Genomic DNA, 25,655 nt, shown 5'->3' on the forward strand with positions numbered 1-25,655 from the left:
GGGTGCGGGGGCGGCCGGGGCTCTGCGAGCATGCACGGATGTCCGAGCGTCTCGAAGCCCTGGTCCTCCGCCGCACCCGCCGTGTCCCCCTCCCCACCGGCCCGGACGGCCAAGGGGCGGCCACCGCACGGCAGTTGGACGCCGCGCTGATGTCGGTCGGCTTCAAGCTGTCGGCCGAGCTGTTCGAGCACCTGGCGGGGCTGCCCGGGGAAACGGTGACCGCCACCGCGACCCGCACCCTGGCCACCGTCCGCGAGCTGGTCGGCGACCACGTCCGGCACAACGCCTACTTCGTCGACTTCCCGGCCAACGTGCCGGACACCCACGACTTCTGGGTGCACTGCATCACCGAGGCGCTCTCGGACGACGCCTCCCGCGCCCGCACGCTCGAACAGCTCAGCTTCGGCACGCTCGACCTGCTGACCCTCCCCGGCTACGGCCGCTACCGGCACGGCTACGACGAACTCCTCCGGCGCCACCGCGAGTTGATCGCCGCCGCGACCGACCGCGTGACCGTCCTGCACCTGGGCGGGCCGCTGTCCGACGAGGTCACCGCGCTCTACCTCGCCCTGGCCGGCAGCAGCACACCGCTCGGCCCGGAGGGTCTGGGCGACCTCGCCGTGCTCGCCCCGTTGTGCGTCGACGGGCCGCAGCCCGAGGCGATCCCGGTCCGCGAGAACCGCGCCGTGGTCAACCACGCCCGCCTGCTCGCCGGTGCGGACCTCCTGCTGGACACCGTCACCGACGTGCTCCGGCTCGCGTACGTGCTCGCGGGCGGGGACCCGTCGCTGGCCGAGCCGGTCCGACTGCCCTCGCTGCGCCGCCCGGTGCGCCGGGCCCTACTGGCCGGGCTGGACGCGGTGGTCGCCGCCGCGCCCGCCAAGCTGGCGGACGTGCACGCGCACCGCGAGCGGTTCAAGCGCCTCGGCGAGCGGCTGCACCCGCACGAGTACCCGCGGTGGCCGGACGCCGCCCGGGTGTTCGCGGTCGCCCGCGGTGAGCTCGGGGCGCCGACCCTGGACAGCCGGTTCGAGGCGCTGCTCGCCGGGGGCGACGTGCCCGGGGCCGCCCGGCTGCTGGCCGGCGCCGCGCCCGGCCGCCTCTTCCGGGCGCTGGACCGGCTGCTGACCGCCTGCACCGACGAGGAGCAGCGGCGGGCGGTGCTGGCCGCCGCCGGGCAGGCCGCGCCGCAGGTCTCCGGCCGGGTGCTGCTCTCGCTCCGCGAGAACCTGCTGAACCGCGCCCACCCGCCGCACCACAAGCGGGTGTTCACCAACCGGCTGGGCCGCGCCTGGGTCGCCGACGACACCCGCCCCGGCCTGCCCGAGGCCACCCGCGAACTGCTCCGCGCGCTGCTGGAGGCCGAGACCCGCCGCCGGCTGCCCTCCCCCGCCCACCTGCTGCTCGACCCGGCGGTGCTGGACGTCGCGGTGCCGCTCAGCGGCAAGGCCACGGCCGGCGGCTTCGGCGTGCTGCCCCGGGGCTCGGTCTCCCCGGTCGAGGGCGAGCTGCTGCGCTTCTTCGTGCACTGGCACCAGCGCCGGACCAGCACCGACTTCGACCTGTCGGCACTGCTGCTGGACGAGGAGTACCGCACCCTCAACTGGCTCTCGTACACCGAGCTGAAGAGCGTCGAGGGCGAGCACTCCGGCGACATCACGGACGCCCGGGAGGGCGCCTCGGAGTTCATCGACCTGCGCCTGGGCGCGGTGCGCGGCACGTACATCGTGCCGCAGGTGAACATCTACGACGGCGAGGGCTTCGAGCAGGTCAAGGAGTCCTTCTTCGGCTACATGCTGCGCGAGGCCGAGCAGCAGGGCCTGCCCTTCGAGGCGCGCACCGTCCGGATGAAGTCGGAGCTGCGCGGCCCGGGCCGGGTGGCCCTGCCGCTGGTCTTCCTGCGGGACGGGACCGGCACCTGGTGGGCCAAGTGGCTCCACCTGCACCTCAAGGGCAGCCCGCGCGCCAACCAGGTGGAGGACAACCGCATCTCGGTCGCCACCCTCGTCCGCGGCACCGTGGAGCGGCGGTACCTGACGGTGCGGCACCTCACCGAGCTGATGGGCGCGGCCACCACCACGCTCTGGGACGGCGCCACCGTCCCGGACGGCCCGGTCACCTTCGTCGGCCTGGAGCGGCCGGAGGGGCTGCACCCGGACTCCACCGTCGTCACGCCGGAAAACCTGCGTGATCTGGTCCCGGCCTGACTGCTAGCGTGGCCACGGCGGCGAGGCCATGGACGGGCTTCCTTCTCATCTTCCTGTAAAGAACTAGTCCGTCCGCTTCCCTCGCCGCCCTCAGAACCTGAACGAGGCCGCCACCGCCCGGTGGTCGCTCCCGCTCCTCGGCAGCAGCCAGGAGTCGGTGGCGGTCAACTTCCCCCCGCTGAGCACGTGGTCGATCCGGACCATCGGGAAGGCCGCCGGGAAGGTGAAGCCGAAGCCCTGGCCGGCCGTCTCCTGAGCGGACGTCAGCTGCTCGGTCAGCGGGTCGAAGGCACGGTCCGTCAGGCTCCCGTTCAGGTCGCCCATCAGCAGCACCCGCTCCTCCGGCTCGCTCCGCAGGGCGGCGCTCAGCGCCTTGACGCTCTCGTTCCGCGGGTCGGCGCCGAAGCCGCTGCGCGGGGTGACCCGGACGGAGTCCAGGTGGCCGTAGTACACCGCCACCCGCCCCTTGGGCGTCTCCACCACCGCGCGGGCCGCCGTGCCGATGTGCTGGATGCCGTCCTTCTCGACGAACCCGCCCGGCACGATCGGGTACTTGGACCACAGGCCGTCGGTGGTCGAGCCGCCCAGGTAGTAGGGGTAGGCGGAGGCCAGGCCCCGCCGGTACTCGGCCAGTGCGGCCGACTCCATCTCCTGGAGGGCGATCAGGTCGGCGCCCGAGTCCTTCAGCACCTTCAGCGTGCCGGCGTAGTCCACGTTGGCGGCCGCCACGTTGTGGCTCACCACCGTCAGGTCGCCCTTTCCGGTGCTGCCGTCCGCCAGCGCCCCGCCGTACATCGCCAGCCAGACCACCCCGGGCAGCAGGGCCGCCACCAGTGCGGTGGCCGAGCGGCGCAGCAGGGCGGCGAGCAGCAGCGCGAGCACCAGCAGGCCGCTCCACGGCAGGAAGGTCTCGACGAGGCCGCCGAGGTTGCCGCTGTCGGGTATCAGCGAGTGCCCGGCCATCGGAAGCGCCGTCAGCACCGCCAGCCCGGCCAGGATCCGCCCCCGCTGCCAACGGCTCTTCCGCCGCGCGGGCGGGGACGACGGCTGCGGGGCCTTGCCGGTGCGCACCGGCGCGACCGTCTCTACCTGGGTCATTCATCCCCCTTGTGACGTTATGTCAGCGTTATGAGGGTTCAGACGCCGCAGCGGTGCGGAAGGGTTCCTCAGTACCGGTACTCGGCCGCGACCGCCCGGTGGTCACTGCCGTCGGCCGGGAGCACCCAGGAGTTCGTCGGGGTCAGCCCGCCCTTGCTGAGGATCTGGTCGATCCGCGCCATCGGGAAGCCGGAGGGCCAGCTGAAGCCGAAGCCGTCCCCGGCCGCGCCCTGGGCGGAGCGCATCTGGGAGGTGACGGGAGCGAGCGAGCGGTCGTTCATGGTGCCGTTGAGGTCGCCGAGCAACAGCACCTTCTTCACCGGCTCGGCCTCGATCGCGTCGCCGAGCGCCTGCGCGCTGACGTCCCGCCGCCCGGCGGTGAAGCCGCTGTCGAACTTCAGCCGCACCGAGGGCAGGTGGGCGACGTAGACGGCGAGCGGGCCCTGAGGGGTCGTCACGGTGGAGCGGAAGGCCCTGGTCCAGCCGATCTTGATGTCCACCACGCGGGTGTCGGAGATCGGGTACTTGGACCAGAGCCCGACGGTGCCCTCCACCACGTGGTACGGGTACGCCGCGGCCAGGCCCTTGCTGTAGGTGCGGACGCCGTCGGCGGCCAGCTCCTCCAGGGCGACGATCTGGGCGCCCGAGTCGTTGAGCAGCTTCACCGTGCCGGCCGGGTCGGTGTTGGCGGCGGCCACGTTGTGGGTGAGCACGGTGAAGTCGCCGCCGCCGGTGCTCTTGTCGGTGAGCAGGCCGCCGAACAGGTTGAGCCAGACCGCGGCGGGCAGCAGCACGGCCAGCAGCGCGGTGGCCGAGCGGCGCAGCAGGGCGAGCGCCAGCAGCACCGGGACGGCCAGGCCGAGCCAGGGCAGGAAGGTCTCCAGCAGGCTGCCGAGGTTGCCGTAGCCGTTGGGCACCGAGGAGTGCAGGACCAGCAGCAGGGTGGTGAGCAGGGCCAGTCCGGCGACGATCCAGCCGCGCCGCCAGAGGCCCGGCCGCCACGAACCCGACCACCGGGACCCGGGCCACCACGAGCCGGGCCGCCAGGAGCGGCGGGGCCGCCGGACCGGGGTCGCCCCGCCGTCCGCCGGAGCCACTGCCTCGTCCGCCCGCACCATGAACCGTCCTCCACGCCGTCCCGGCATCGTCTGCCCCGAACCCGACCCGACACCTGGTCAGCCGGTTTTGTCGGATTCTCGGCTCAGCCTATGACGGCATGGACGTGACCACGGCGGCGCCGGGTTCCGGCGCGCCCCGGTCAGTGAGATTCGCCACCGGAAGGAGGCCCCGGAACGCTCCGCGGACGGACGGCCGCGCCGTCCAGCACGGCGTCCACCATCCGCTCGGCCAGCTTCTCGTCGTCGAGCGGGGCCTCGTCCCAGAGCATGGTGCGGATCAGGATCGGGCCCATCACCATCTCGGCGAGCAGCTCCGGGTCGAGGTCGCTGCGCAGCAGTCCCTCGTCGACCCCGCGCTGGATGATCTGCCGGGCCAGCTCGCGGCGGGGCCTGACGATCCGTTCCTTGTAGACGGCGCGCAGCTCGGGCAGGCCCTCCATCTGGCCCAGGGCGGACTTGAGCACCCAGCGGGAGCGCTTGGCCACGCCCCGGCGGCGCATGTACTCGATCATCGCGATCAGGTCGTCGCGGACGCCGCCGCCCGCGGAGAGCACCGGCTCGGGCATCTCCAGCCGGGCGACCACGTCGACCAGCAGGGCCTCCTTGTTGGGCCAGCGCCGGTAGATGGTGGCCTTGCCGACTCCCGCCTCGGCGGCGATCCGCTCGATGGAGAGCTCGACCAGGCCGGCGCCGCCCTCCATCAGCCGCTCCACCGCCTCGAAGATCGCCTGCTCGGCCGCCTCGCTGCGCGGCCGCCCCCGCCGGGGCGCGCAGGGCGACCCGTCGGGGGCGGAGGCGTCGGTGGTCTCGGTCTGCATGGCCCCATTCTGCCCGGAGGCGCTCGAGTACCGGTCCACCGTCATGACGCGGCCTCAGCCCTTCGCGGGGGCGAGCTCGGTGGCGGCGGCGTCGCCGGCTCCTTCCGGGCCGCCGGCCGGGGCGGCCGGGGCCTTGCCGGGGAGCAGGAACCAGGCGAGCAGCACGCCCACCAGGGTGACGCCGGCCGACAGCCCGGCCACCACGTGCATGGCGGTGATGAAGGCGTCCTCGGCGGGGGCGACCAGCGCGGTGGTGCCGGTGCGCTCCGCCACCGCGAGGGTGGCCTCCAGCGACTCACCGGCCTTGTCCCGCAGCGGAGCGGGCAGTTGGGCCAGGGTGTCGGAGACGCCGTCGCGGTAGACGGTGGAGAGCACCGCGCCGAGCACGGCGACGCCCAGCGAGCCGCCGACCTGGCGGAAGGTGTTGTTCAGCGCGGAGCCGGCCCCGGCCTTCTCGCGCGGCAGCGAGCCCATGATGGCCACGGTGACCGGGGGCATCACGTGCGCCATGCCGGTGCCCATCAGGAAGCCGAGCACCACCAGCAGCCAGATCGAGGTGTCCCGGCCGAGCAGCAGGTAGCCGAGGAAGGCGACCACGATCAGCGCCATGCCGCCGGCGCAGGTGGCCCGGACGCCGAAGCGGTCCACCACCAGCCGGGCCCGGGGTGCGAAGACCAGCTGGGCGACGGCCAGCGGGAGCATCAGCACACCGGCCTGCAGGGCGCTGTAGCCGCGCACGCTCTGGATGTAGAAGACGCCGAAGAAGGAGACGCCCATCAGCGCGAAGAAGACCAGGCCGATCACCGCGACGGAGGCGCTGAACACCTTGTTGCGGAACCAGCGGACGTCCATCGCGGGGTGGGAGGTGCGGCGCTCCCAGGCCACGAAGGCCGCCAGCACGGCCAGTCCGCCGAGGGTCGGGACCCAGGCGCCGGGCGCGGTGAAGTCGGCCAGCTCGCCGCCCTTGATGATGCCGTAGATCAGCGCCACCAGGCCGACGATCGACAGCAGCACGCCGACCGGGTCGAGCCTGCCCGGGTTCGGGTCCTTGGAGTCCGGCACCAGCAGGGCCATCGCGACCAGGGCGACCAGCACGATCGGGACGTTGACCAGGAAGACCGAGCCCCACCAGAAGTGCTCGATCAGCAGGCCGCCGGTGATCGGGCCGATGGCGATGGCCAGGCCGACCGCGCCGGCCCAGATGCCGATCGCCTTGGGCTGCTCGTGCCGCTCGAAGACGTTCATGATGATGGCCAGCGTGGCGGGCATCACGAAGGCGCCGCCGAGGCCCATCACCGCGCGGTAGCCGATGAGCTCGCCCGGCGAGGCGGCCAGCGCGGAGAGCAGCGAGCCGAGGCCGAAGACCACCATGCCGCCGAGCAGCGACCACTTGCGGCCGAGCCGGTCGCCGAGCAGGCCGGCGGTGAAGAGCAGCCCGGCGAAGACCAGGGTGTACGAGTTGATGGACCATTCGAGGTCGCTCTGGCTGGCGCCCAGGCCGGTGGGTGCCGGCGAGGCGATGGTCTTCATCGCCACGTTGAGGATCGAGTTGTCGAGGACGACGACGAGCAGGGCGAGCACCAGGGTGCCCAGGATCGCCCAGCGCCGCCGGTGCACTGCCTCGGAGACGGACATGGAGTCCCCCATGATTTACGGATCGGAAGCGTCTCGTAAGAGCCTAGACCCACTTTCGATACGGAACGGACTCGTATCGTAAAGTCTGGGCAAAGAAGCCCCCGAAGAAGCTGCTGCGCCCGGTCTTTGCGAGCCGGGGCGGGCGTGCAAGCATGGGAGCAGATCCGGGGACGCCGCACGGCGCCACGAGACGACAACCCATCAGGAGCCTGTTCCATGAACGCTTCTCCGCTTCAGCCTGCCCAGGGGTCCGCGCAGACCCTGTACGGCGGGATCACCAACCGCCGCGTCACCGTCCGGGACATCGCCGCCGCCAAGCAGCGGGGCGAGCGCTGGGCGATGCTCACGGCGTACGACGCCCTCACCGCCGGCGTCTTCGACGAGGCCGGCATCCCGGTGCTGCTGGTCGGCGACTCGGCCGGGAACTGCCACCTCGGCTACGAGAACACCGTGCCGGTGACGATGGACCAGATGGTCATGCTCTCCGCGGCCGTGATGCGCGGCACCAAGCGCGCGCTGGTCGTCGGCGACATGCCGTTCGGCTCGTACCAGGAGTCGGCCGGCCAGGCGATGCACAACGCGGCCCGGCTGATGAAGGAGGCGGGCGTCGGCGCGGTCAAGCTGGAGGGCGGCGAGCGCAGCGCCCGTTCGATCGAGCTGCTGGTCGAGGCCGGCATCCCGGTGATGGCCCACATCGGGCTGACCCCGCAGTCGGTGCACGCGCTCGGCGGCTACCCGGTGCAGGGGCGCGGCGACGAGGCCGCGCACCAGCTGCTCCGGGACGCCAAGGCGGTGCAGCAGGCGGGCGCCTTCTCGGTGGTGCTGGAGGCGGTGCCGGCCGAGCTGGCGGCGCAGGTCACCGAGCAGCTGGCGATCCCGACGGTGGGGATCGGCGCGGGGGCGGGCACCGACGCCCAGGTGCTGGTGTGGACCGACATGGCCGGGATGACGGCGGGCCGGGTGCCCAAGTTCGTCAAGCAGTACGCGAACCTGCGGTCCGTCCTGGGCGACGCGGCCCGGGAGTTCGCGGCCGAGGTGGGCGCGGGCACCTTCCCGGCGCCGGAGCACACCTTCAAGTAGGACCGGAAACGCGAGAGGAGCGGCGCCTGGGCCCGGGCGCCGCTCCTCCGTCGTTCACTGACGGGTCATCAGCAGTTGACCGGCACGTCCAGGGTCACCGGAGTGTTGTACCAGCCGAACGAGGACACCGAGAAGGAGGCGTGCACCGTGGAGTTGCACGGCACGGTGCCGCCGACGCCCTCGACCTTGATGGTCGAGGCGTAGAAGGTGCGGTAGCCCTGGTAGGAGCCGATCGAGGCGCCGCCCACGACGTTGCCGTTCAGGTTGACGATCAGGTCCTTGGGCTGGATCGGGTAGCCCGGGCTCGGCGGGCCGGCGAGCGCGATCGTGCCGTAGAGCGCGACCTGGTCGCCGGTGACGTCCGCACAGACCTTGGTGGAGAGGCCCGACTGCAGAGCCGAGTAGCTGCAGGTGGTGACGGTGGTGGCGGCCTGGGCCGGGGTGGCGGCCAGGGCCAGGCCGGCGGCACCGGCGGCGACGAGCATCTTGCGGAACATGAGAGTGTCCCTCCCTCGACAGCGCACACGGCCCCACGCCATGTGCTGCTGCAATGTGATATTTCACTATACCCGTGAATCTGATGGTTCGTCAGGTTGAACGGATCACGATCTTCCGATGACGGATGACAGCGGCCCGACGGCGGCGACAGCGGGCTGACAGCACCGTGACAGCCGGGACGGACAGGCTGTTGCCATGACCCGAATCGAGAACGCCGTCGAGGTGCGCGGCATCGTCAAGCACTACGGAGAGACCAAGGCCCTGGACGGCGTGGACCTGACCGTCCGTCAGGGCACCGTGCTCGGCGTGCTCGGCCCGAACGGGGCCGGCAAGACCACTCTGGTCCGCATCCTCTCCACCCTGATCAAGCCGGACGCCGGCACCGCCGTGGTCGGCGGCCACGACGTGCTGACCCAGCCCAAGGAGCTGCGCCGCACCATCGGCCTCACCGGCCAGTACGCCTCGGTGGACGAGCTGCTCTCCGGCTACGAGAACCTCTACCTGATCGGCCGTCTGCTGGACCTCAGCAGCAAGCAGGCCAAGGCCCGGGCCGCCGAGCTGCTGGAGCGCTTCTCCCTCACCGAGGCCGCCAAGCGCCCCGCCAAGACCTACTCCGGCGGGATGCGCCGCCGCCTCGACCTGGCCGCCTCGATGATCGGCCACCCCAAGGTGCTCTACCTGGACGAGCCCACCACCGGCCTGGACCCGCGCACCCGCAACGAGGTCTGGGACGAGGTGCAGCGGATGGTCCGCGAGGGCTCCACCGTGCTGCTCACCACCCAGTACATGGAGGAGGCCGAGCAGCTCGCCCACGAGCTGACCGTGATCGACCGCGGCCGGGTGATCGCCAACGGCGCGGTCGCCGAGCTCAAGGCCCAGGTCGGCGGCCGCACCCTGCAGGTCCGCCCGCAGCGCCCGGCCGAGCTCCCCGAGATGGCCCGCTGCCTGCGCGAGGCCGGGCTGCCCTACGTGACCCTCTCCGAGGACACCGGCCTGCTCTCGGTCCAGCTGACCGACGACGAGCAGCTCACCACCGTGGTCGGCGTGCTGGGCGCGCGCGGCTTCGGCATCGCCGGCATCGACACCCAACTGCCCACGCTGGACGAGGTCTTCCTGACCATCACCGGCAAGCCGCAGGACACCGTCCCCTCCCAGCCCGTCCGCGACAAGGAGCCCGTGGCATGAGCGCCGCCACCCTGAACCCGGCCGCCCCGGCCCGCACCTCCTCCAGCGCCGCCGCGCTGCGTCACGTCGGCGCGCTGACCCGCCGCAACCTGATGCGGATCAAGGCCGACCCGGAGTCGATGATCGACGCCCTGTTCGTGCCGATCATCTTCACCCTGCTCTTCACCTACGTCTTCGGCGGCGCCGTGGCCGGCGGCCAGGACCAGTACATCCAGTGGCTGGTCCCCGGCCTGCTCGGCTCCACCGGCCTCAACCTGGCGATGGCCGTAGGCACCGGTCTGAACAGCGACTTCCAGACCGGCGTGATGGACCGCTTCCGCACCCTGCCGATCGGCCGTGCCTCGGTGCTGCTCGCCAAGATCGCGGCGGAGCTGATGCGGGCGCTGGTCTCCTTCACCATCCTGATCGTCTTCGCGATGATCCTCGGGCTGAAGCTGACAGCAGGCTTCCTGCCGCTGCTGGCCGCCGTGGGCCTCTCGCTGCTCTTCGGCACCTCGATCATCTGGATCTCCATGCTGCTCGGCATGGCGATGCGCAGCGCCCAGGCCGTCCAGGGCGTCTCGATGCTGGTGATCATGCCGCTGCAGTTCGGCAGCTCGACCTTCGCCCCGACCGACACCATGCCCGGCTGGCTGCAGGCCTTCACCGACTACAACCCGCTCTCGGCGCTGGCCGACGCCTGCCGCGGCCTGATCAACGGCAACGCCCCGATCGCCCACTCCGTGACGGTGGTGCTGATCTGGTCCGTGGTGGTCACCGCGATCACCGCCCCGCTGGCGGTGGCCCGCTTCCGCAAGCGGACCTGACCGCCCCCGCTAGAAGTCCCGCACCAGGTCGAGCAGTTCGCTGGTGCTCGGGAGGCCGAGCGCCGCGCCTTCGGCGACGGCGGCTCCGTACTCCTCCTCACCGAGCAGGGCCCGCGCCGAGGCGTGGGCCTTCTCGCGTTCCTCCCGTTCGATGAAGGTGCCGCGCGGGCCGTGCAGGGCGTCGTGCGAGCCCAGCAGCACGGCGGAGAAGCGGACCAGCGAGCGGTCGCCCCGGTGCTCGCCGACCGCCAGCAGGGTGCCGACGAAGGACGGGATCAGCAGCACCGTCATGTGGTCGGCGAACACCCCGGCCATGCCGGGGACGTCCCGCATCCGGTGCCGGCCCCGCTGGAGCACGGCCAGCGCCTCCTCCGGATCGCCCGCCCGGGCCACCACCCAGCTGCGGATGCAGAGCACCAGGCCGGTGAAGACCCCGGGCACCAGCGGGCCGAGCAGCTGCTGGTGCTCCGTCAGGTAGTCCAGCTCGGCCAGCGCCTCGGCGTACTCCCCGCGCCGGCTGAGCAGGCCGCAGAGCACCAGACGCCCGAACAGCTGCGCCCCGTCGGCGGACCGGGTGCCCGAGGACTCCACCTCGGCCAGCGCCGAGCGCACCATCCGCTCGCCCTCGTCGGGGTCGGTCTGCAGCAGCGCCTCGCCGAGCCGCACCTTGAGCATCGGCACCTCGTGGAACGCGCCCAACTCCTCCGCCAGCTCGATCGACTGACGGTACGTCCGGGCCGCCCCGGCCGCGTCCCCGTCGTTGCCCATCGCCTCGGCCTGGGCGGCCAGCGCCTCCGAGCGGCCCCACCGGTCGCCGAGCCGGGTGAAGATCTCCAGCGCCTCGTTGGCGTCCCGCACCGCCTCTGGCAGTCCGCCCACCCAGTCGTTCAGGGTGCGGGCGCGGATCTGCAGCAGGAAGGCCAGGTCGGTCTCCGTGCCGTGCACCCGGGCACCCGCCACCGCCTCGTCCAGCAGGTCCTTCATGTTGTCCATCCGGCCGGTCAGGAAGGAGGCGAACACCCGCATCAGCGAGGGGAAGCGGTAGGACTGCGGCAGCTCGGGGCCGTAGGCCTCCATGATCCGCTGGGCCCGGGCGACCTGGACGGCCTGGTCCTCCTGCTCCAGGCCGCCCGCGAAGGAGGCGACCAGGTGGTAGAGGTGCACCTGGCGGCGGGCCTCCTCCACCATCTCCGGTGCCATCGGCAGCGGGTGCTCCAGCGGTCCCGCGGTCAGCGGCACCGCCGCCGGGGCACCGTCGGCGAACGGGTCGGGGCCGAGCCGGCGGACCTCCTCGTACCAGGCGGTGGCCTCGGTCCGGTAGTCCCGCAGCTGCCAGAACCAGCCCATGCCGAGCACCAGGACCAGCGCCTCCTGCTCCTCGCCGCGGTCCACCGCCCGGCGGATCGCGGCCCGGACGTTGTCCTGCTCGCGCTCCAGCAGCTGGAGGACCGCCAGCTGCCCGGGGCCGTGGATGTCCTGGTCGGCGCGGCGCACCAGCTCGCGGTGGTACCGGACGTGACGCACCGCCACCTCCGGCTCGCCGGCCTCGGCGAGGCGCTCGCCGGCGTACTCCAGGATGGTCTCCAGCATCCGGTACCGCGGCCGCTCGCCCAGCCCGGCCACCAGCAGGGACTTGTCGACCAGCGAGAGCAGCAGGTCGGCGACCTCCTCCCGGGGCACCTCGGTGTCGTCGGAGCAGACCTCCTCGGCCGCCTCCAGCGTGCAACCGCCGGCGAACACCGAGAGGCGGCGCAGCACCGCGCGCTCCCGCTTGCCCAGCAGGTCCCAGCTCCAGTCCACCACCGCGCGCAGGGTCTGCTGACGCGGCAGCAGGGTCCGGGAGCCGGCCGTGAGCAGGGCGAAGCGGCTGTCCAGGCGGTCGGCCAGCTGACGCGGGGTCAGACCGCGCAGGCGGGCCGCGGCCAGCTCGATGGCCAGCGGCAGGCCGTCCAGGCGGCGGCAGATCTCGGCGCAGGCGGCCGGGTCCTCGGCCGGGTCGAAGCCGGGGCGGGCGGCCGCGCCGCGCTCGGCCAGCAGCCGCATGGCCACCTGGCCGGGCAGCGGCTCGACCGGCAGCAGCACCTCGCCGGGCACCCCGAGCGGCTCCCGGCTGGTGGCCAGCACGGTCAGCTCCGGGCACTCGGCCAGCAGTTGGTCGGTGAGCTCGGCGGCGGCCTGCACCAGGTGCTCGCAGTTGTCCAGCACCAGAAGCATCCGGTGCTGGGCGCAGTGCTCGACGATCCGGCGGACCGGGTCGTAGGTGCGGGCGGCCTCGCCGACCGCGCCGCCGGAGTGCAGCACGGTCTCGCGCAGGCCGAGCGCGGAGAGCACCGCGCCGGGCACCGCGGCCGGGTCCTCCAGCGGGGCCAGCTCGACCAGCCAGACGCCGTCCGGCCAGCTGCCGCCGGCCTGCTCGGCCAGCGCGGCCTCCAGCGAGAGCCGGGTCTTGCCGGAGCCGCCGGGGCCGGTCAGGGTGGTCAGCCGACCCGTCGTCAGGGCGCCCTTCAGCGCGGTCAGGTCGTCGTCGCGGCCGACGAAGCTGGTCAGTCGGCGGCGCAGGTTCCCCTGGGTCCGGCGCGGCGGCACCGGCGCGGCCGGGGCCGCCACCGGGGCCGGGGCGGGCCGGCCGTCCAGCAGTTCGCGGTGCAGCGCGCGCAGTGCCTCGCCCGGGTCGGCGCCCAGCTGCTCGGCCAGCTCGCGGCGGACCAGCTCGTAGTGCTGGAGCGCCTCGGCGGTGCGGCCGGTGGCCCGCAGCGCGCGGATCAGCAGCACGGCCAGCGGCTCGTCCAGCGGGCGGGCCCCGCAGAGCTCGGCCAGCTCGGCGGTCAGCTCGGCCGCCCGGCCGAGCTCCAGCTCGGCGGCGATCCGGTCCCGGCGGGCCTCGTCCCGCTCCGCCTCCAGCCGGGTCGCCGTGCCGCCGCGGTCCGGCAGGTCGGCCAGTGCCGGGCCGCGCCAGAGCGCCAGCCCGGCGGAGAGCCGCTCGGCCGCGCGCGGGAGGTCCCCCGCCGCCACCGCCGCCCGGCCCTCGGCGGTCAGCCGCTGGAAGTCGGCCAGGTCGTTGGCCCGGGCCGCGGTGGTCCAGTACCCGGCGGGGCCGGAGCCGATCTCGTCCCGCCCGACGGTGCGGCGCAGCCGGCCGACCAGGGTCTGCAGCGCGGCGGCCGAGTCCTGCGGCGGGTCGGCTCCCCAGACCTCGTCCACCAGCAGGTCGGCCGGGACGGGCCGGCCCTGGCGCAGCACCAGGGCGGTGAGCAGCGCGCGCAGCCGGGCCCCGCCGAGCGGCACGGTGGTGCCGTCGTCGCGGCGGGCGGTGGTGGTTCCGAGGATGCCGTAGTGCACCCGACCATTCTCGGGGACGCGGGGGCGCGCCCAGGTACGAATATCCTTCGGAACCGTTGTCCATGACGGTCCGTTCACCTGTCACGCCTTGTGGGGGTCCGGACCCGCCCGGCATGATCGACCGTCACACCCGCCCCTTCCGTACCCGTCCCGCATCGGAGCCCGCCCGCCATGACCTTCGCCGAAGCCCAGCGTTCACGCCGCGAGGAGCGCCGGATCAGCCCGGTGTTCTGGGTCCTGCTGGCCACCCTGGGCACCTCCGGCTGGGCGGTGGCCACCGGCTACGGCAGCGCCCGGTTCGGGGTCTTCCTGTTCGTGGTGGCGGGCTGGATGGTCTCGCTCTGCCTGCACGAGTACGCGCACGCCCGCACCGCGCTGCACGGCGGCGACATCTCCATCGGCTCCAAGGGCTACCTCACCCTCAACCCGCTGAAGTACGCCAACGTCCTGCTGAGCTTCGTGCTGCCGGTGGTCTTCGTGATCCTCGGCGGCATCGGCCTGCCCGGCGGCGCGGTCTACATCGAGCGGCACCGGATCAACGGCCGGCTCAAGCACAGCCTGATCTCCGCGGCCGGCCCGCTGGTGAACGTGCTCTTCGCGGCCGCCCTGCTGATCCCGCTGGGCGCGGGCCTGCTGGACGACCCGACGGTGCACGCCGAGGTGATGGGCCGTGAGCTGAGCGTCTCGCCGCTGGCGGGCGCGCTGGGCTTCCTGGGGATGCTCCAGGTCAGCGCGGCGCTGCTGAACCTGCTGCCGGTGCCGGGCCTGGACGGCTACGGCATCATCGAGCCCTGGCTCTCGTACAAGACCCGGCGCAGCCTCTCGCAGATCGCGCCGTACGGCATGCTGGCGGTCTTCCTGCTGCTCTGGCAGCCCGAGGTGAACTCCTGGTTCTTCGGCGTGGTGGACGGCGTGATGGGCCTGTTCGGCGTCGACCCCAACTACGCGGCGCTGGGCGACTACCTGTTCCGCTTCTGGAAGTCCTGACCCCGCACCGCCGCCGGGCGTTCGCAGGTCGTGGTGGTCCCCACCGGTGAACCGGTGGCGGCCGCCGCGGTCAGGCACTCCATCACGTCCAGCACGTGCAGGGCGAGGCCGGCCGAGGCCCGGTGCGGGGTGCCGGCCGCCAGGGCCCGGGCCAGGTCGGCGACGCCGTGGCCGCGGGCCGCGCCCGGCAGGCCAGCCAGCGGGGCCACCGGCTCCCAGTCGCGGGCGCCGGCGCGGTGCAGGGCGACCGGGCCGTCGAAGTCGTTCGGGTCCGGGACGGAGAGCGAGCCGGCCGTGCCGTACACCTCGATGTGCGGCAGGCGGGCGGCCCAGACCTCGAAGCTCATCAGCAGGGTGGAGACCGCCCCGCCGTGGTGCTCCAGCAGCCCGGTGACGTGGGTGGGCACCTCGCTGCGGAAGCCCTCCCCGGCCCGCGGCCCGGTGGCCACCGTCCGCTCCGGCCGCGGGGTGGCGGCCAGGCCGGTGACCCGGCGGACCGGGCCGAGCAGGGTGACCAGGGCGCTCAGGTGGTACGGGCCCATGTCGTACAGCGGGCCGCCGCCCGGGCGGTAGTAGAACTCCGGGTCCGGGTGCCAGAGTTCGTGCCCCGGGGTGGTCATGAAGGCGGTCGCGGCGAACGGGGTGCCGATCTCCCCCGCGTCCAGCAGCGCCCGGGCGGTCTGGGTGCCGGTGCCGAGCACGGTGTCCGGCGCGCAGCCCACCCGGACCCCGGCCGCCCCGGCGGCGGCCAGCACCGCCCGGGCCTCGGCGGTGGTCGCGGCCAGCGGTTTCTCGCCGTAGACGTGCTTGCCGCCGGCGATCGCCAGCAGGGCGACCTCGGCGTGCGCGGCGGGCACGGTGAGGTTGAGCACCAGGTCGACGTCCTCGGCGGCGCAGAGCTCCGCCACGGTGGTGGCCCGCGCGCCCGCCCGCGCGGCGGCCGCCCCGGCCCGTGCCGGGTCCAGGTCGGCGACGGCGGTGACGGTGGTCTCCGGCTGCCGGGTCAGGGTGTCCAGGTAGACCCCGCTGATCTTCCCGGCCCCGACCACCCCGACCCGCAGCGGGGCGCTCACGCGGCGCCCCGGGTGGCCCAGTACATGCCCTGACGCAGCATCAGGTCGGCCTGCGGGTGCGCCAGGTCGGCCGGCGTGTGCCCGAGCACGGTGACGAAGACCCGCCCCGCGCCCCAGCTCCGGGCCCAGGCGACCGGGACGGTGACGCCGGTCAGCTCGGGGTGGTCCGGGTCGGCGGCGAACTCGGTGACCGCGAGCGGGACCACCGCCGGGTCCAGGTGCAGGTAGTACTGCTCACTGGTCAGCTCGAAGGGCGCGACCCCCGCCGTGGCCGGGTGCTGCCCGACCGGCGTGACCAGGTAGCGGACGTGCTCCCGCGGGTGGTGGACGAACTGACCGCCCGTCATCAGCTGGTACTCGGTGCTCTCCCGGAAGGCGTCCACGATCCCGCCGTGCCACCCGGCCAGCCCGGTCCCCGCACGCACGGCGGCCGTCAGCCCGGCGGCCTGCGCCTCGGTGATCGCGCCCATCGTCCAGCACTGCACCACCAGGTCGGTGCCGGCCAGCAGCTCCGCGTCCAGGTAGCTGTCCAGGGTGTCCGAGACCGTCACCCGGTACCCGTCCCGCTCCAGCCGCTCCGCGTACCGGTCCGAGGCCGCGACCGGCGCGTGCCCGGCCCAGCCTCCCCGTACCACCAGCGCCGTCCGACCCGCCCGTGCCATCCGCCCTCCCCGGCCGTCGCAACAGTGAAATGTTACATGGCACAGCAGATTCGCACAGGGGTCCGCTCAGCCCTGTTCGGCGGCGGCCCGCTCCACCCGCGCCCGGCGCAGGTAGTACCAGGCGATGTTGCTGGAGACCCCGGCCATCAGCACCCAGACCACGCCCAGCCAGGTGCCCTGCACGAACGACACCACGGCGGCGCACACCGCCAGCACGAACACGATCGACGCATACAGCGCATTACGGGGCATGGCTCGGTACTCCTCGGCCGGGACTCGGGACGCCGTCCATTCTCGCCGACGCCCCGAGCGTTCCCGGCCACGGGTCACACGTCGGTGACGCGCAGGCCGGCGTGGGCCTTGTAGCGGCGGTTCACCGAGATGAGGTTGGCGACCAATCCCTCGACCTGGTGGGCGTTGCGCAGGCGGCCGGCGAAGATGCCGCGCATGCCGGGGATCAGGGAGGCGAGGGCCTGCACCAGGTCGGTGGCCTCGCGGTCCTCGCCGAGCACCAGGACGTCGGTGTCGATCCGCTCGATCTCGCGGTCCTGGAGCAGGACGGCGGAGAGGTGGTGGAAGGCGGCGGTGACCCGGGAGTCCGGGAGCAGCGCGGCGGCCTGCTGGGCGGCGCTGCCCTCCTCCACCGCCAGGGCGTACGCGCCCTGCTTGTCGAAGCCGAGCGGGTTGACGCAGTCCACCACGATCTTCCCGGCCAGCTCCTCCCGGAGCTCGGTGAGGGTGGCGGCGTGGCCGTCCCACGGCACCGCGACGATCACGATGTCGCTCTCCCGGGCACAGGTCGCGTTGTCCGCGCCGCGCACGCCGTAGCCGATCTCGGCGGCCGCTGCCTCGGCCCGCTCCGCGGTGCGGGAGCCGATCACCACCTGCTGGCCGGCCCGGGCCAGCCGGTAGGCGAGGCCGCGGCCCTGGTCGCCGGTGCCGCCGAGGACGCCGACCACCAGGCCGGAGACGTCGGGCAGGGCCGGGGCGCCGACGGGCGGGTTCACTGAATCGTGGGAAGTCATGCCGGAATCCTGCCAAACCCGCTGCGCCCTCTCCATGCTGACGGTCCATGGACGCGATGAGAGTTTCGGCACTCCGGGCCGCCCTGGCCGGGACGGGCTGGGTGGAGGAGGCCGGGGAGTTCGCCGGGACGCTGCGCCGCGCCACCGGGCGGCGCACCGCCTCCGGCCTGCTGCTGGTCGGCACCGCCGGGTACGAGCCCTGGCACCTGGCCGCCCACCTGGAGGAGGAGGCCTCGCTGACCGGTCTGCCTGGCCTGGCCCCGACCCTGCTGCGGCACCGGGTGGAGCCGCAGGCCCCGGCCCATCTGGCGCACGGGCTGCGGCGGCTGACGGAGGCCCGGCGCGGGGCCACCGTGCTGCTGGTGGCACCGGAGGCCGCCGGGGCGCCACTGCTGGAGCGGGTGCAGGACGCCCGGCGGGGCGGGGCCACCGTGCTGGCGCTGGACGGCGGGGACGCGGAGCTCGCGGGCCTGGCGCACGAGCGGCTGACCGTCCCGGCCGCCGGACCGCAGCCGGAGGAGGGTCCGTTCGAACTCGTCCAACACCTCGTCAGTTCCGCCGCCGGGGCGCCCTCCCGGCGCGGACGGCTGGCCCGGCTCGCCGAGCGGCTGGCGGGCTCCCCGCTCTCCCGCTGGTAGACCGGCCGCCCGGACCGGCCGAAATTCGCTTGCCGTTCGGGAACGCACCGTCGCAGCATGGCTCAACGTGACTTCCGAACCCCCCGACGCTCCCCCGTCCATCTGGCAGCGGATGCGCCCCGACCTCACCCCGTGGCGCTCCTCCCGGGACTTCCGGCTGCTCTGGAGCGCCGGGTGCGTCTCGTCCTTCGGCAGCTTCCTGACCTACGTCGCACTGCCGCTCCAGATCAAGCACCTGACCAACTCCCCGATCGCGGTCGGCCTGATCGGCGCGGTCGAGCTGGTCCCGCTGATCGTCTTCGGCCTCTGGGGCGGCGCCCTCGCCGACGCGCTGGACCGGCGCAAGCTGGTGCTCGGCTCCGAGGTCGGCCTGCTGCTGCTCTCCGGCATGCTGCTGCTGAACGCGCTGCTGCCGGACCCGGTGCTCTGGCTGGTCTACGTGGTGGCCGCCCTGGTCGCGGCGGCGGACGGGCTGCAGCGCCCGGCCCTGGACTCGATGACCCCGCGGATCGTCCCGCACGACCAGCTGACCGCCGCCTTCACCCTGCTCTCGCTCTACCGCAACGCCGCCTCGGTGGCCGGCCCGGCGCTGGCCGGCGTGATCGTCGCGGTGGCGGGGGTGGAGACCGCGTACGCGCTGGACGTGCTGACCTTCGCGGTCTCGCTGGTGCTGCTCTACAAGATCCGGGCGGTGCCGCCGTCCACCGGCGCCGAGAAGCCCTCGCTGAGCGCCATCGCCAACGGCATCAGGTACGCCTGGGGCCGCAAGGACCTGCTCTCCACCTACGTGATCGACATCGTGGCGATGCTGTTCGCCTTCCCGGTGGCGATCTACGCCTTCTGGGCCTCCGACCTCAAGGCCGACTGGGCGCTCGGCCTGATGTACGGCGCCACCGCCGCCGGCGCGCTGGTGGTCTCGGCCACCGGCGGGTGGACCTCGCACGTGCACCGGCACGGCCGGATGCTGGTCTTCGCCGCACTCGGCTGGGGCGTCTCCATCGCCCTGGCCGGCCTGGTCGGCAACGTCTGGCTGGTACTGCTCTGCCTGGCCCTGGCCGGCGGCGCCGACCAGATCAGCGGCGTGGCCCGGTCCTCGATCTGGAACCAGTCGATCCCGGACGAGTTCCGCGGCCGGCTCGCCGGGGTGGAGCTGCTCAGCTACTCGGTCGGCCCCCAGCTGGGCCAGGCCCGGGCCGGCGGGATGGCCACCGCGATCGGCGTCCGCGGCTCGGTCTGGGCCGGCGGGCTGGCCTGCGTGGTCGGGGTGGTCGCGCTGACCGCCGCGGTGCCGCGCCTGCTGCGCTACGACGACCGCACCGACGAGCACGTGGCCGCCGTCCGGGCCCAGCACGCGGCGCAGGCCGCCGAGCGCGACGCGCTGGCGGCATAGGGGTTGTCTCCTTGACGGGGCCGGGCGGGCGCCGTCAAGGAGACAACCCCTGACGACGCGTCACTTCTCCTGCTCCCCCTCGGGGGTGTCGTTCCACGCCGGGTCGTTCTTCCACTCCCGGTTCCGCTCGGCCGCCGTCTCCAGCGCGTGCACCGCCTCCTCGGGGGTGGCGTACGGGCCGAGCCGGTCCTTGGCCGGGCACTCCGGGCCCTCCTCGACCTTGCCGTGCTTGATGCAGTAGAACCACTCACCGGGCTTCCCGGTGGGCTTGCTCCGTCCGAACGGCATGTCAGCCTCCTGCTCTCGTACGGTGATCATTTCCCGCGGACCAGCTTCGCACGCACAACCGAGCGGGACGATCTCCGGCCGATAGACTCCGGCCATGGCTCTCGTACCCGGCATCCAGTCCCCCACCCGCAAGGTCCCGGCGCACATCCCGCGCCCGGAGTACGTCGGCAAGCCGAAGCCGACCCCGTACACCGGCCCCGAGGTGCAGACCGCCGAGACGATCGAGAAGATGCGGATCGCCGGGCGGATCGCGGCGGAGGCGATGGCCGAGGCGGCCAAGCTGATCGCCCCCGGGGTGACCACCGACCAGCTGGACGTGGTGGCGCACGAGTACATGTGCGACCACGACGCCTACCCGTCCGACCTGGGCTACCGGGGCTTCCCGAAGTCGGTCTGCACCTCGGTCAACGAGGTGATCTGCCACGGCATCCCGGACTCGACCGTGCTCCAGGACGGCGACATCGTCAACATCGACGCCACCGCCTTCATCCACGGGGTGCACGGCGACCTGAACGCCACCTACCTGGTCGGCGACGTGGACGAGGAGTCCCGCCTGCTGGTCGAGCGCACCCGGGAGTCGCTCGACCGGGCGATCAAGGCGGTCAAGCCGGGCCGTCAGATCAACGTGATCGGCCGGGTGATCGAGTCCTACGCCAAGCGCTTCGACTATGGCGTGGTCCGCGACTTCACCGGCCACGGCATCAACACCTCGTTCCACTCCGGCCTGATCATCCCGCACTACGACAGCGAGCGGGCCACCGAGGTGATCAAGCCCGGGATGACCTTCACCATCGAGCCGATGCTCACCCTGGGCACCTACGACTACGAGATCTGGGAGGACGGCTGGACGGTGGTCACCAAGGACCGCAAGCGCACCGCCCAGTTCGAGCACACCCTGGTGGTCACCGCCGACGGCGCCGAGATCCTCACCCTCCCGGGCGAGGGCTTCTGAGCCCCCGCTGACGTTCCCGCGCTGACGCGCGACGGCGGACCGGCCCGGGGGCCGGCCCGCCGTCGCGGTGTCCGGGGCTGACGCACCGTCAGCCGATCAGCCACTGCTCCTGGGCCACCGCGCCGACCTCGGTGCAGGCGTCGGTGAGCACGTCCAGCACCCGCAGCGCGTCCGGCAGCGGCAGCTCGGGGCCGCGCAGCCAGCGCACCTGGGAGCCGTCCGGCAGCGAGGCCGGGGGCAACAGGGTGTAGGAGCCGCGGCAGTGCCAGCGCAGGCCGGGGTGGTCCGACATGGTGTCAGGAGTGCTGTCCAGCACGCTCGGCCACCACTCGTCCTCGTCCACCGGGGTGCCCCGGGTGGCGGTGAAGAACAGGTACCTGTCCTCGCCGACGGCGGCCACCGGGCCGTGCACGCCGAGCGCCTCCAGGCGCTCCAGGGCCAGCCGGCCGGCCTCGGCCGGGACGTCCAGCACGTCGTGGGCACGGCCGGTGGCGGTGACGAAGTTGGCCTGCGGGTCGCGGGAGAGCCAGCGGGCCAGCTGCTCCGGATCGACGGTGGCCTGGGTCTGCCAGGCGAAGGAGACCGGGTGCTGGGCCGGAGCCGGACAGCCGACCCGGTCGCAGGAACACCGGTGCCCCGCGGGATGCGCGGCCGGCGCCAGCGGGAAGCCCGCGCGCACCGCCTTGAGCAACAGGTCCAGCCTCCCGGCCGGATCGCCCCCCGCATCCGGCCCGGTCCGCTCGCGGTCACGCCGCTGCCACCAGGCCGTCCACCTGCTGCTGGTTTCCATCTGGCCCCTTCCGCACCTGCTGTAGCTGCCGTGCCTGGTGTGACACAGCGACCGACGCAAACATCCGACGCAACGCCGGAGCCCACCCCGTTGCTTCCCCGGGGTGCGGTCGGTCCGGCAGCTTCGCCGTGGGCCGGAGCCGGTGTCGCCGGACGGCCGAGTCGCCCGGGGCACGGTTCGAACCGGGCCCCGACGGGGCCCGAGTACCAGGGAACTCCCAGGGGCGTACAGAGCAGGATAAGGGTGTCGGGGGGGCCGGATTGACCGTGGGCGGTGCTGCGCTGGTCACACGGCCGCTCACACCGGCTGCCGCACACCTCCACCGGTCCGCCACACCCGTAGGCTGAGCAGCGTGAAGAGCGCGGACACCCCTTTCGTCGGCGGCCCCCTGGACGGCCGGACCATCCCCGTCGGGCTGACGCCGTTCAACAACGTGCCCAGGGTCTACTCCGTCCCGGTCCCCGCGCACGGGGACACCCCCGCCGTCACGCTGGTCTACCGGCGGGCCAAGGAGTACGACCCCAAGGGCCGCTGGCGCTGGCGCTACGAGTACCAGGACCCCGAGGCCCCCGCGCCCTCCCCCGGGGACTGACGGACCGTCACGCCTCCTCGGCCAGGATCAGGTAGAGCTTCCGGCGGGCCTCGGTGAGCACCGCCAGGCCCTTGGCCCGCTGCTCCTCCGTCCCGGTGGCCATCACCTGGCGGATCGCCTGGTCCACCGCGCCGAGCGCCTGCCCGACCTCCTGCACCGCCTCCCAGTCCGGCCCGCGGCCGGCCTGCTCCCACGGGCTGGGCGCACCGGCCTCGGCCTCGGCACGGCCCGGCCCGGTCAGCTCGAAGAGCCGCTTGCCGGAGGCCTCGCTGCCCGCGATCAGGCCCTCCTCCTCCAGCAGCTGGAGCGTCGGGTAGACCGACCCCGGGCTCGGCCGCCAGGCCCCGCCCGAGCGCTCGCCGATCTCGGTGATCATCTCGTAGCCGTGCATCGGCCGCTCCAGCAGCAGCGCCAGCAGCGAGGCCCGCACGTCCCCCCGCCGGGCCCTCCCCCCGCGCCGCCCGTGCCCGGGGAACCCGCCCCGGCCGCCCCCGCCGTGCCCGAACGGCCCGCCGAACGGCCCGCCGGGCCGCCCTCCACCGAAGCCGCCGAAGCCTTCCCGCCGCTCCCGGCGGCGGCCTTCTCCCCTGTCGTACCCGTTCCCTCGCATGGTGACCACTCACTTTCGTTGACGTTGTCATCGAGCCATCTCGATAGCTCGACGATATATCGCTACCTATCGCTCGTCAACGAAAAACCGGGTGCGCCCCGGGCCCGGGCCGTCCTACCCTCGGTGGCATGAACGTCATCGGCCGAACCACCAGCGCGACCGCGCGAGCGACCAGCTCGCCGGTTGCCGCCGCCTGACGTACCCGCTCCACCCGTCCACCGGCGACCGGACACGGTCCACCGGTGGTCGTCGGCGTTCCCGCCCAGCCACCCGGTCCCGCGGATCCGTCGTCCGGCGCCTCCCCCGCCCTCGCGCGAAGGAGACCCACCATGAGGACCGACCGGATCGTCCGCACGTTCGTCGAGTACTACGAGGAGCGCGGCCACCGCCGCATCACCGGCTCGACCCTGCTGCCGCCGCCCGGTGACCCGGTGCTGTTCACCACCTCCGGCATGCACCCGCTCACCCCGTACCTGGAGGGCCGCCCGCACCCGCTCGGGCGGCGGCTGGTCAACGTCCAGCGCTGCCTGCGGACCACCGACCTCGACGAGGTCGGCGACGACACCCACCTGACGCTCTTCGAGATGCTCGGCACCTGGTCGCTCGGCGACTACGAGGGCCCGCGGAGCCTCGGCTGGGGCTACGACCTGCTCACCGAGGGGTTCGGCGTCGACCCGGGACGGCTGCACGTCACGGTCTTCGGCGGGGACGAGCGGACCGGCCCGGACACCGCCTCGCTGGAGCTGTGGCAGGAGCGCGGGGTGCCGGTGGAGCTCACGGTCGAGGACAACTGGTGGTCCAACGGACCGACCGGCCCGTGCGGCCCCGACTCGGAGATCTTCCTGTGGACCAGCGACACCCCGCCGGAGTCGACCCCGACCGGCGACGACCGCTGGGTGGAGGTCTGGAACCACGTGATGATGCGTCACCGGCGGCTCGACGACGGCTCCCTGGTGCCGCTCCCGCAGCGCAACGTCGACACCGGGCTGGGCCTGGAGCGGCTGGCCACCCTGCTCCAGGGCCGGCGGTCGGTGTTCGACTGCGACGTCTTCGACCCGTGGCGGGAGACCGTGCCGTCCCGGTGGGAGCTGGACGGGACCTCGCTGCGGGTGGTCTGCGACCACCTGCGGTCGGCCCTGGTGGTGATCGGCGACGGCGTGCGCCCGTCCAACACCGGCCGGGGCTACGTGCTGCGCCGCCTGCTGCGCCGGGTGCTCACCCTGCTGCGGCAGGACGGCCCGGGGCGCGGTCTCGGCGACCTGCCCGAGGAGCTGGTCCGGCACACCCTGGACCGCTTCCGGCCGGACGGGGACCCGGGCGAGGTGCGGCGGGTGCTGCTCGACGAGGAGCGGGGCTTCCTCCGGCTCCTGGAGCGCGGCCGGCGGGTGCTGGACCGCCCCCGGTTCCGGGGGCCGCTGACCGAGGAGGACTTCCACTACCTCCACGACACCCACGGCCTGCCCCGCGAGCTGGTCCTCGGGATCCGGCCGTGCTGACGGCGCCTCGGTTCAGGCGGCGAAGAGGGCGAGGCGCTCCTCGCCGAGGTGGGTGCGGAGGGCGGCGAGGGCGCGGGTGGTCTGGGACTTCACGATGGAGCGGCTGATGCCGAGGATCTCGGCGGTGGTCTCGACGCTGTGGTCCTCCCAGTGGCGCAGCAGGACGATGGCGCGGTCGCGGGGGGTGAGGAGGGCGAGGGCGTCGAGCAGGGCGAGGCGGACGGCGGTGGTGTCGGGGGTGGTGGGGCGGTCGGGGAAGCGGTCCACCGTCAGTTCGGTGGAGCTGCGCAGGCGTTTGTGGTCGAGCAGGGCGTTGAGCAGCACCTTGCGGGCGTAGTGGAACGGGTCGCTGTCCCGGCGGGTGAGGCGGGGCCAGGCCAGGTACATCTTGGTGAGGGTGGTCTGGGTGAGGTCCTGGGCGAGGTGCCAGTCGCGGCACATCAGGTAGGCCAGCTGGCGCAGGCGCAGCGTGCTGCCCTCCGCGAAACTGACGAACTCGGCTTCGTTGCGCACTTCTCGGCCCCCAGGGTGGTGCGGTGCAGGTCTCGGTGGCGGTGGTGCCGCGGCCCCGCAGGGGGCCGCGGCCGGTCGGACCGGATCAGGAGATCCGGGGCAGGTCGGGGTGGGCGGCCGCGGCCTTCAGGCCTTCGTCCGCGGTCATCCAGACCGAGAGGGCGGGGTCACCGGCCAGGGCGACGGCCTGCTGCTCGGTGAGCGCCAGGACGCCGGTCGGATTGCCCTGGCCCGGGGTCCAGGCCAGGCAGGTGCCCATGCTCACCTGGACCACGGTGCCGTCGTGGTGACGCGACGTCACCACGACGTCCTGGACGCAGTTGCTCTCCATGTGGTCCACGGTGACCTGCTGGCCGCGGTCGTCCCGGCGGCAGGTCTCCGTCCGGAAGCAGGAGACCACTGGTTCCGTGGTGCCGATGAAGACCCGGATCATCCCCGTCCCGGACGGGCCGGTGAGGTAGACCTGGGCCCCGGTGCCCTCCGCACCGTCCACCCCGTCGGTCTGGGCCGCGTAGCCACCGGTCCGCATGCCCTCCGGGGCCAGTGCGGCCACGGCGGACAGCAGTGCCGCGCCGGTGGTGGGCTGCCGCACCACCGGCGCGGGGCTCGGCGTGGCGGCCGCGACCACCTCGGTGGCCGCGGCGCCGCCGACGTGCGGCCGCAGCGGGCCGCCGAGCAGGAGCGCCACCCCGGCCACCGCGAGCGCCGAACCGGCCACGGCGCCCAGGGTCCGGCGGCGTCGCACCCGGCGCCCCTGCCGGAGCGCCTGGCCGACCAGGTCGCCGACGGGTGGCGCCTCGAGCGAGGAGAGCTCCTCGTCCAGGTCCCTACGGAAGTCCTTCATGTCTGTTGCTG

Annotated in this window: 25 protein-coding genes; 10 read left to right on the forward strand and 15 right to left on the reverse strand. The window is 73.5% G+C overall.

The window, feature by feature from the left end; all coding sequences use genetic code 11:
* Positions 1-38 precede the first annotated feature (38 nt).
* Positions 39-2,207 carry a hypothetical protein gene (locus tag ACIA8O_RS06885; protein WP_396292500.1) on the forward strand — a complete coding sequence of 723 codons (2,169 nt, stop codon included), beginning with the start codon at positions 39-41 and terminating at the stop codon, positions 2,205-2,207.
* Positions 2,208-2,297: 90 nt separating this feature from the next.
* Here ACIA8O_RS06885 and ACIA8O_RS06890 read toward each other — a convergent pair whose 3' ends face one another.
* The 4 genes from ACIA8O_RS06890 to ACIA8O_RS06905 form a co-directional block, all read right to left on the reverse strand.
* A complete protein-coding gene (locus ACIA8O_RS06890) occupies positions 2,298-3,305 on the reverse strand; it encodes an endonuclease/exonuclease/phosphatase family protein (RefSeq protein ID WP_396292501.1) in 1,008 nt (335 codons plus the stop codon).
* Between the two features lie 68 nt (positions 3,306-3,373).
* Entirely contained in the window at positions 3,374-4,423 is a 1,050-nt protein-coding gene (locus ACIA8O_RS06895; protein ID WP_396292502.1) for an endonuclease/exonuclease/phosphatase family protein, read from the reverse strand.
* A 140-nt stretch (positions 4,424-4,563) separates the two neighbouring features.
* Positions 4,564-5,241, reverse strand: coding sequence for a TetR/AcrR family transcriptional regulator (locus tag ACIA8O_RS06900; RefSeq protein ID WP_396292503.1), 678 nt, complete (start codon positions 5,239-5,241; stop codon positions 4,564-4,566).
* 54 nt (positions 5,242-5,295) lie between these two features.
* A complete protein-coding gene (locus ACIA8O_RS06905; RefSeq protein ID WP_396292504.1) occupies positions 5,296-6,876 on the reverse strand; it encodes a DHA2 family efflux MFS transporter permease subunit in 1,581 nt (526 codons plus the stop codon).
* Positions 6,877-7,092: 216 nt separating this feature from the next.
* Between ACIA8O_RS06905 and panB the strand changes: the two genes are divergently transcribed.
* The gene (panB, locus tag ACIA8O_RS06910; RefSeq protein ID WP_396292505.1) at positions 7,093-7,956 is read left to right on the forward strand and encodes a 3-methyl-2-oxobutanoate hydroxymethyltransferase; all 864 of its coding nucleotides are present in this window, start codon (positions 7,093-7,095) and stop codon (positions 7,954-7,956) included.
* A gap of 68 nt (positions 7,957-8,024) precedes the next feature.
* Here panB and ACIA8O_RS06915 read toward each other — a convergent pair whose 3' ends face one another.
* Positions 8,025-8,453 carry a hypothetical protein gene (locus ACIA8O_RS06915; protein WP_396292506.1) on the reverse strand — a complete coding sequence of 143 codons (429 nt, stop codon included), beginning with the start codon at positions 8,451-8,453 and terminating at the stop codon, positions 8,025-8,027.
* 196 nt (positions 8,454-8,649) lie between these two features.
* Between ACIA8O_RS06915 and ACIA8O_RS06920 the strand changes: the two genes are divergently transcribed.
* On the forward strand, positions 8,650-9,639 hold the full coding sequence (locus ACIA8O_RS06920) for an ATP-binding cassette domain-containing protein (protein WP_396292507.1): 990 nt from the start codon (positions 8,650-8,652) through the stop codon (positions 9,637-9,639).
* Positions 9,636-10,445 (forward strand): ABC transporter permease, encoded by an 810-nt coding sequence (locus ACIA8O_RS06925; RefSeq protein WP_396292508.1) that lies wholly within the window; start codon positions 9,636-9,638, stop codon positions 10,443-10,445. Before ACIA8O_RS06920 ends, ACIA8O_RS06925 begins: the two co-directional genes overlap by 4 nt.
* Positions 10,446-10,454: 9 nt before the next feature.
* Here the strand turns inward: ACIA8O_RS06925 and ACIA8O_RS06930 are convergent, their stop codons facing one another.
* On the reverse strand, positions 10,455-13,784 hold the full coding sequence (locus ACIA8O_RS06930; protein WP_396292509.1) for a BTAD domain-containing putative transcriptional regulator: 3,330 nt from the start codon (positions 13,782-13,784) through the stop codon (positions 10,455-10,457).
* Between the two features lie 171 nt (positions 13,785-13,955).
* Between ACIA8O_RS06930 and ACIA8O_RS06935 the strand changes: the two genes are divergently transcribed.
* The gene (locus ACIA8O_RS06935; RefSeq protein ID WP_396292510.1) at positions 13,956-14,771 is read left to right on the forward strand and encodes a site-2 protease family protein; all 816 of its coding nucleotides are present in this window, start codon (positions 13,956-13,958) and stop codon (positions 14,769-14,771) included.
* On the opposite strand, the gene ACIA8O_RS06940 is transcribed toward ACIA8O_RS06935, so the two are convergent.
* The 4 genes from ACIA8O_RS06940 to npdG form a co-directional block, all read right to left on the reverse strand.
* Complete coding sequence (locus ACIA8O_RS06940; RefSeq protein ID WP_396292511.1) at positions 14,744-15,844, reverse strand: Gfo/Idh/MocA family protein; 1,101 nt, start codon at positions 15,842-15,844, stop codon at positions 14,744-14,746. The two genes, ACIA8O_RS06935 and ACIA8O_RS06940, sit on opposite strands and share 28 nt — an antisense overlap.
* Positions 15,841-16,506 carry a ThuA domain-containing protein gene (locus tag ACIA8O_RS06945; protein WP_396292512.1) on the reverse strand — a complete coding sequence of 222 codons (666 nt, stop codon included), beginning with the start codon at positions 16,504-16,506 and terminating at the stop codon, positions 15,841-15,843. The genes ACIA8O_RS06940 and ACIA8O_RS06945 overlap by 4 nt, the downstream gene beginning before the upstream one ends.
* Before the next feature lie 66 nt (positions 16,507-16,572).
* On the reverse strand, positions 16,573-16,758 hold the full coding sequence (locus tag ACIA8O_RS06950) for a hypothetical protein (protein WP_396292513.1): 186 nt from the start codon (positions 16,756-16,758) through the stop codon (positions 16,573-16,575).
* A gap of 74 nt (positions 16,759-16,832) precedes the next feature.
* Complete coding sequence (gene npdG / locus ACIA8O_RS06955) at positions 16,833-17,531, reverse strand: NADPH-dependent F420 reductase (protein ID WP_396292514.1); 699 nt, start codon at positions 17,529-17,531, stop codon at positions 16,833-16,835.
* A 47-nt stretch (positions 17,532-17,578) separates the two neighbouring features.
* On the opposite strand from npdG, the gene ACIA8O_RS06960 reads away from it, so the two are divergent.
* Positions 17,579-18,169, forward strand: coding sequence for a hypothetical protein (locus ACIA8O_RS06960; RefSeq protein ID WP_396292515.1), 591 nt, complete (start codon positions 17,579-17,581; stop codon positions 18,167-18,169).
* A gap of 112 nt (positions 18,170-18,281) precedes the next feature.
* The gene (locus tag ACIA8O_RS06965; protein ID WP_396292945.1) at positions 18,282-19,559 is read left to right on the forward strand and encodes an MFS transporter; all 1,278 of its coding nucleotides are present in this window, start codon (positions 18,282-18,284) and stop codon (positions 19,557-19,559) included.
* A gap of 60 nt (positions 19,560-19,619) precedes the next feature.
* Here the strand turns inward: ACIA8O_RS06965 and ACIA8O_RS06970 are convergent, their stop codons facing one another.
* Positions 19,620-19,847, reverse strand: a complete 228-nt coding sequence (locus ACIA8O_RS06970) for a hypothetical protein (protein ID WP_396292516.1) — start codon at positions 19,845-19,847, stop codon at positions 19,620-19,622.
* 94 nt (positions 19,848-19,941) lie between these two features.
* Between ACIA8O_RS06970 and map the strand changes: the two genes are divergently transcribed.
* Entirely contained in the window at positions 19,942-20,799 is an 858-nt protein-coding gene (map, locus tag ACIA8O_RS06975; protein ID WP_396292517.1) for a type I methionyl aminopeptidase, read from the forward strand.
* An 88-nt stretch (positions 20,800-20,887) separates the two neighbouring features.
* Here map and ACIA8O_RS06980 read toward each other — a convergent pair whose 3' ends face one another.
* Positions 20,888-21,589, reverse strand: coding sequence for a bifunctional DNA primase/polymerase (locus ACIA8O_RS06980; RefSeq protein ID WP_396292518.1), 702 nt, complete (start codon positions 21,587-21,589; stop codon positions 20,888-20,890).
* 352 nt (positions 21,590-21,941) lie between these two features.
* Between ACIA8O_RS06980 and ACIA8O_RS06985 the strand changes: the two genes are divergently transcribed.
* Positions 21,942-22,181 (forward strand): hypothetical protein, encoded by a 240-nt coding sequence (locus ACIA8O_RS06985; RefSeq protein WP_396292519.1) that lies wholly within the window; start codon positions 21,942-21,944, stop codon positions 22,179-22,181.
* Positions 22,182-22,188: 7 nt separating this feature from the next.
* Here ACIA8O_RS06985 and ACIA8O_RS06990 read toward each other — a convergent pair whose 3' ends face one another.
* On the reverse strand, positions 22,189-22,791 hold the full coding sequence (locus ACIA8O_RS06990; RefSeq protein WP_396292520.1) for a PadR family transcriptional regulator: 603 nt from the start codon (positions 22,789-22,791) through the stop codon (positions 22,189-22,191).
* A gap of 329 nt (positions 22,792-23,120) precedes the next feature.
* Here ACIA8O_RS06990 and ACIA8O_RS06995 point away from each other — a divergent pair, with 329 nt between their 5' ends.
* Positions 23,121-24,287, forward strand: coding sequence for an alanine--tRNA ligase-related protein (locus ACIA8O_RS06995; RefSeq protein WP_396292521.1), 1,167 nt, complete (start codon positions 23,121-23,123; stop codon positions 24,285-24,287).
* A 12-nt stretch (positions 24,288-24,299) separates the two neighbouring features.
* On the opposite strand, the gene ACIA8O_RS07000 is transcribed toward ACIA8O_RS06995, so the two are convergent.
* Positions 24,300-24,800, reverse strand: a complete 501-nt coding sequence (locus tag ACIA8O_RS07000) for a sigma-70 family RNA polymerase sigma factor (RefSeq protein WP_396292522.1) — start codon at positions 24,798-24,800, stop codon at positions 24,300-24,302.
* 85 nt (positions 24,801-24,885) lie between these two features.
* Positions 24,886-25,644, reverse strand: a complete 759-nt coding sequence (locus ACIA8O_RS07005) for a hypothetical protein (protein ID WP_396292523.1) — start codon at positions 25,642-25,644, stop codon at positions 24,886-24,888.
* Between the last annotated feature and the right edge of the window lie 11 nt (positions 25,645-25,655).

Source organism: Kitasatospora sp. NPDC051853, from assembly GCF_044452665.1.
GTDB lineage: Bacteria > Actinomycetota > Actinomycetes > Streptomycetales > Streptomycetaceae > Kitasatospora.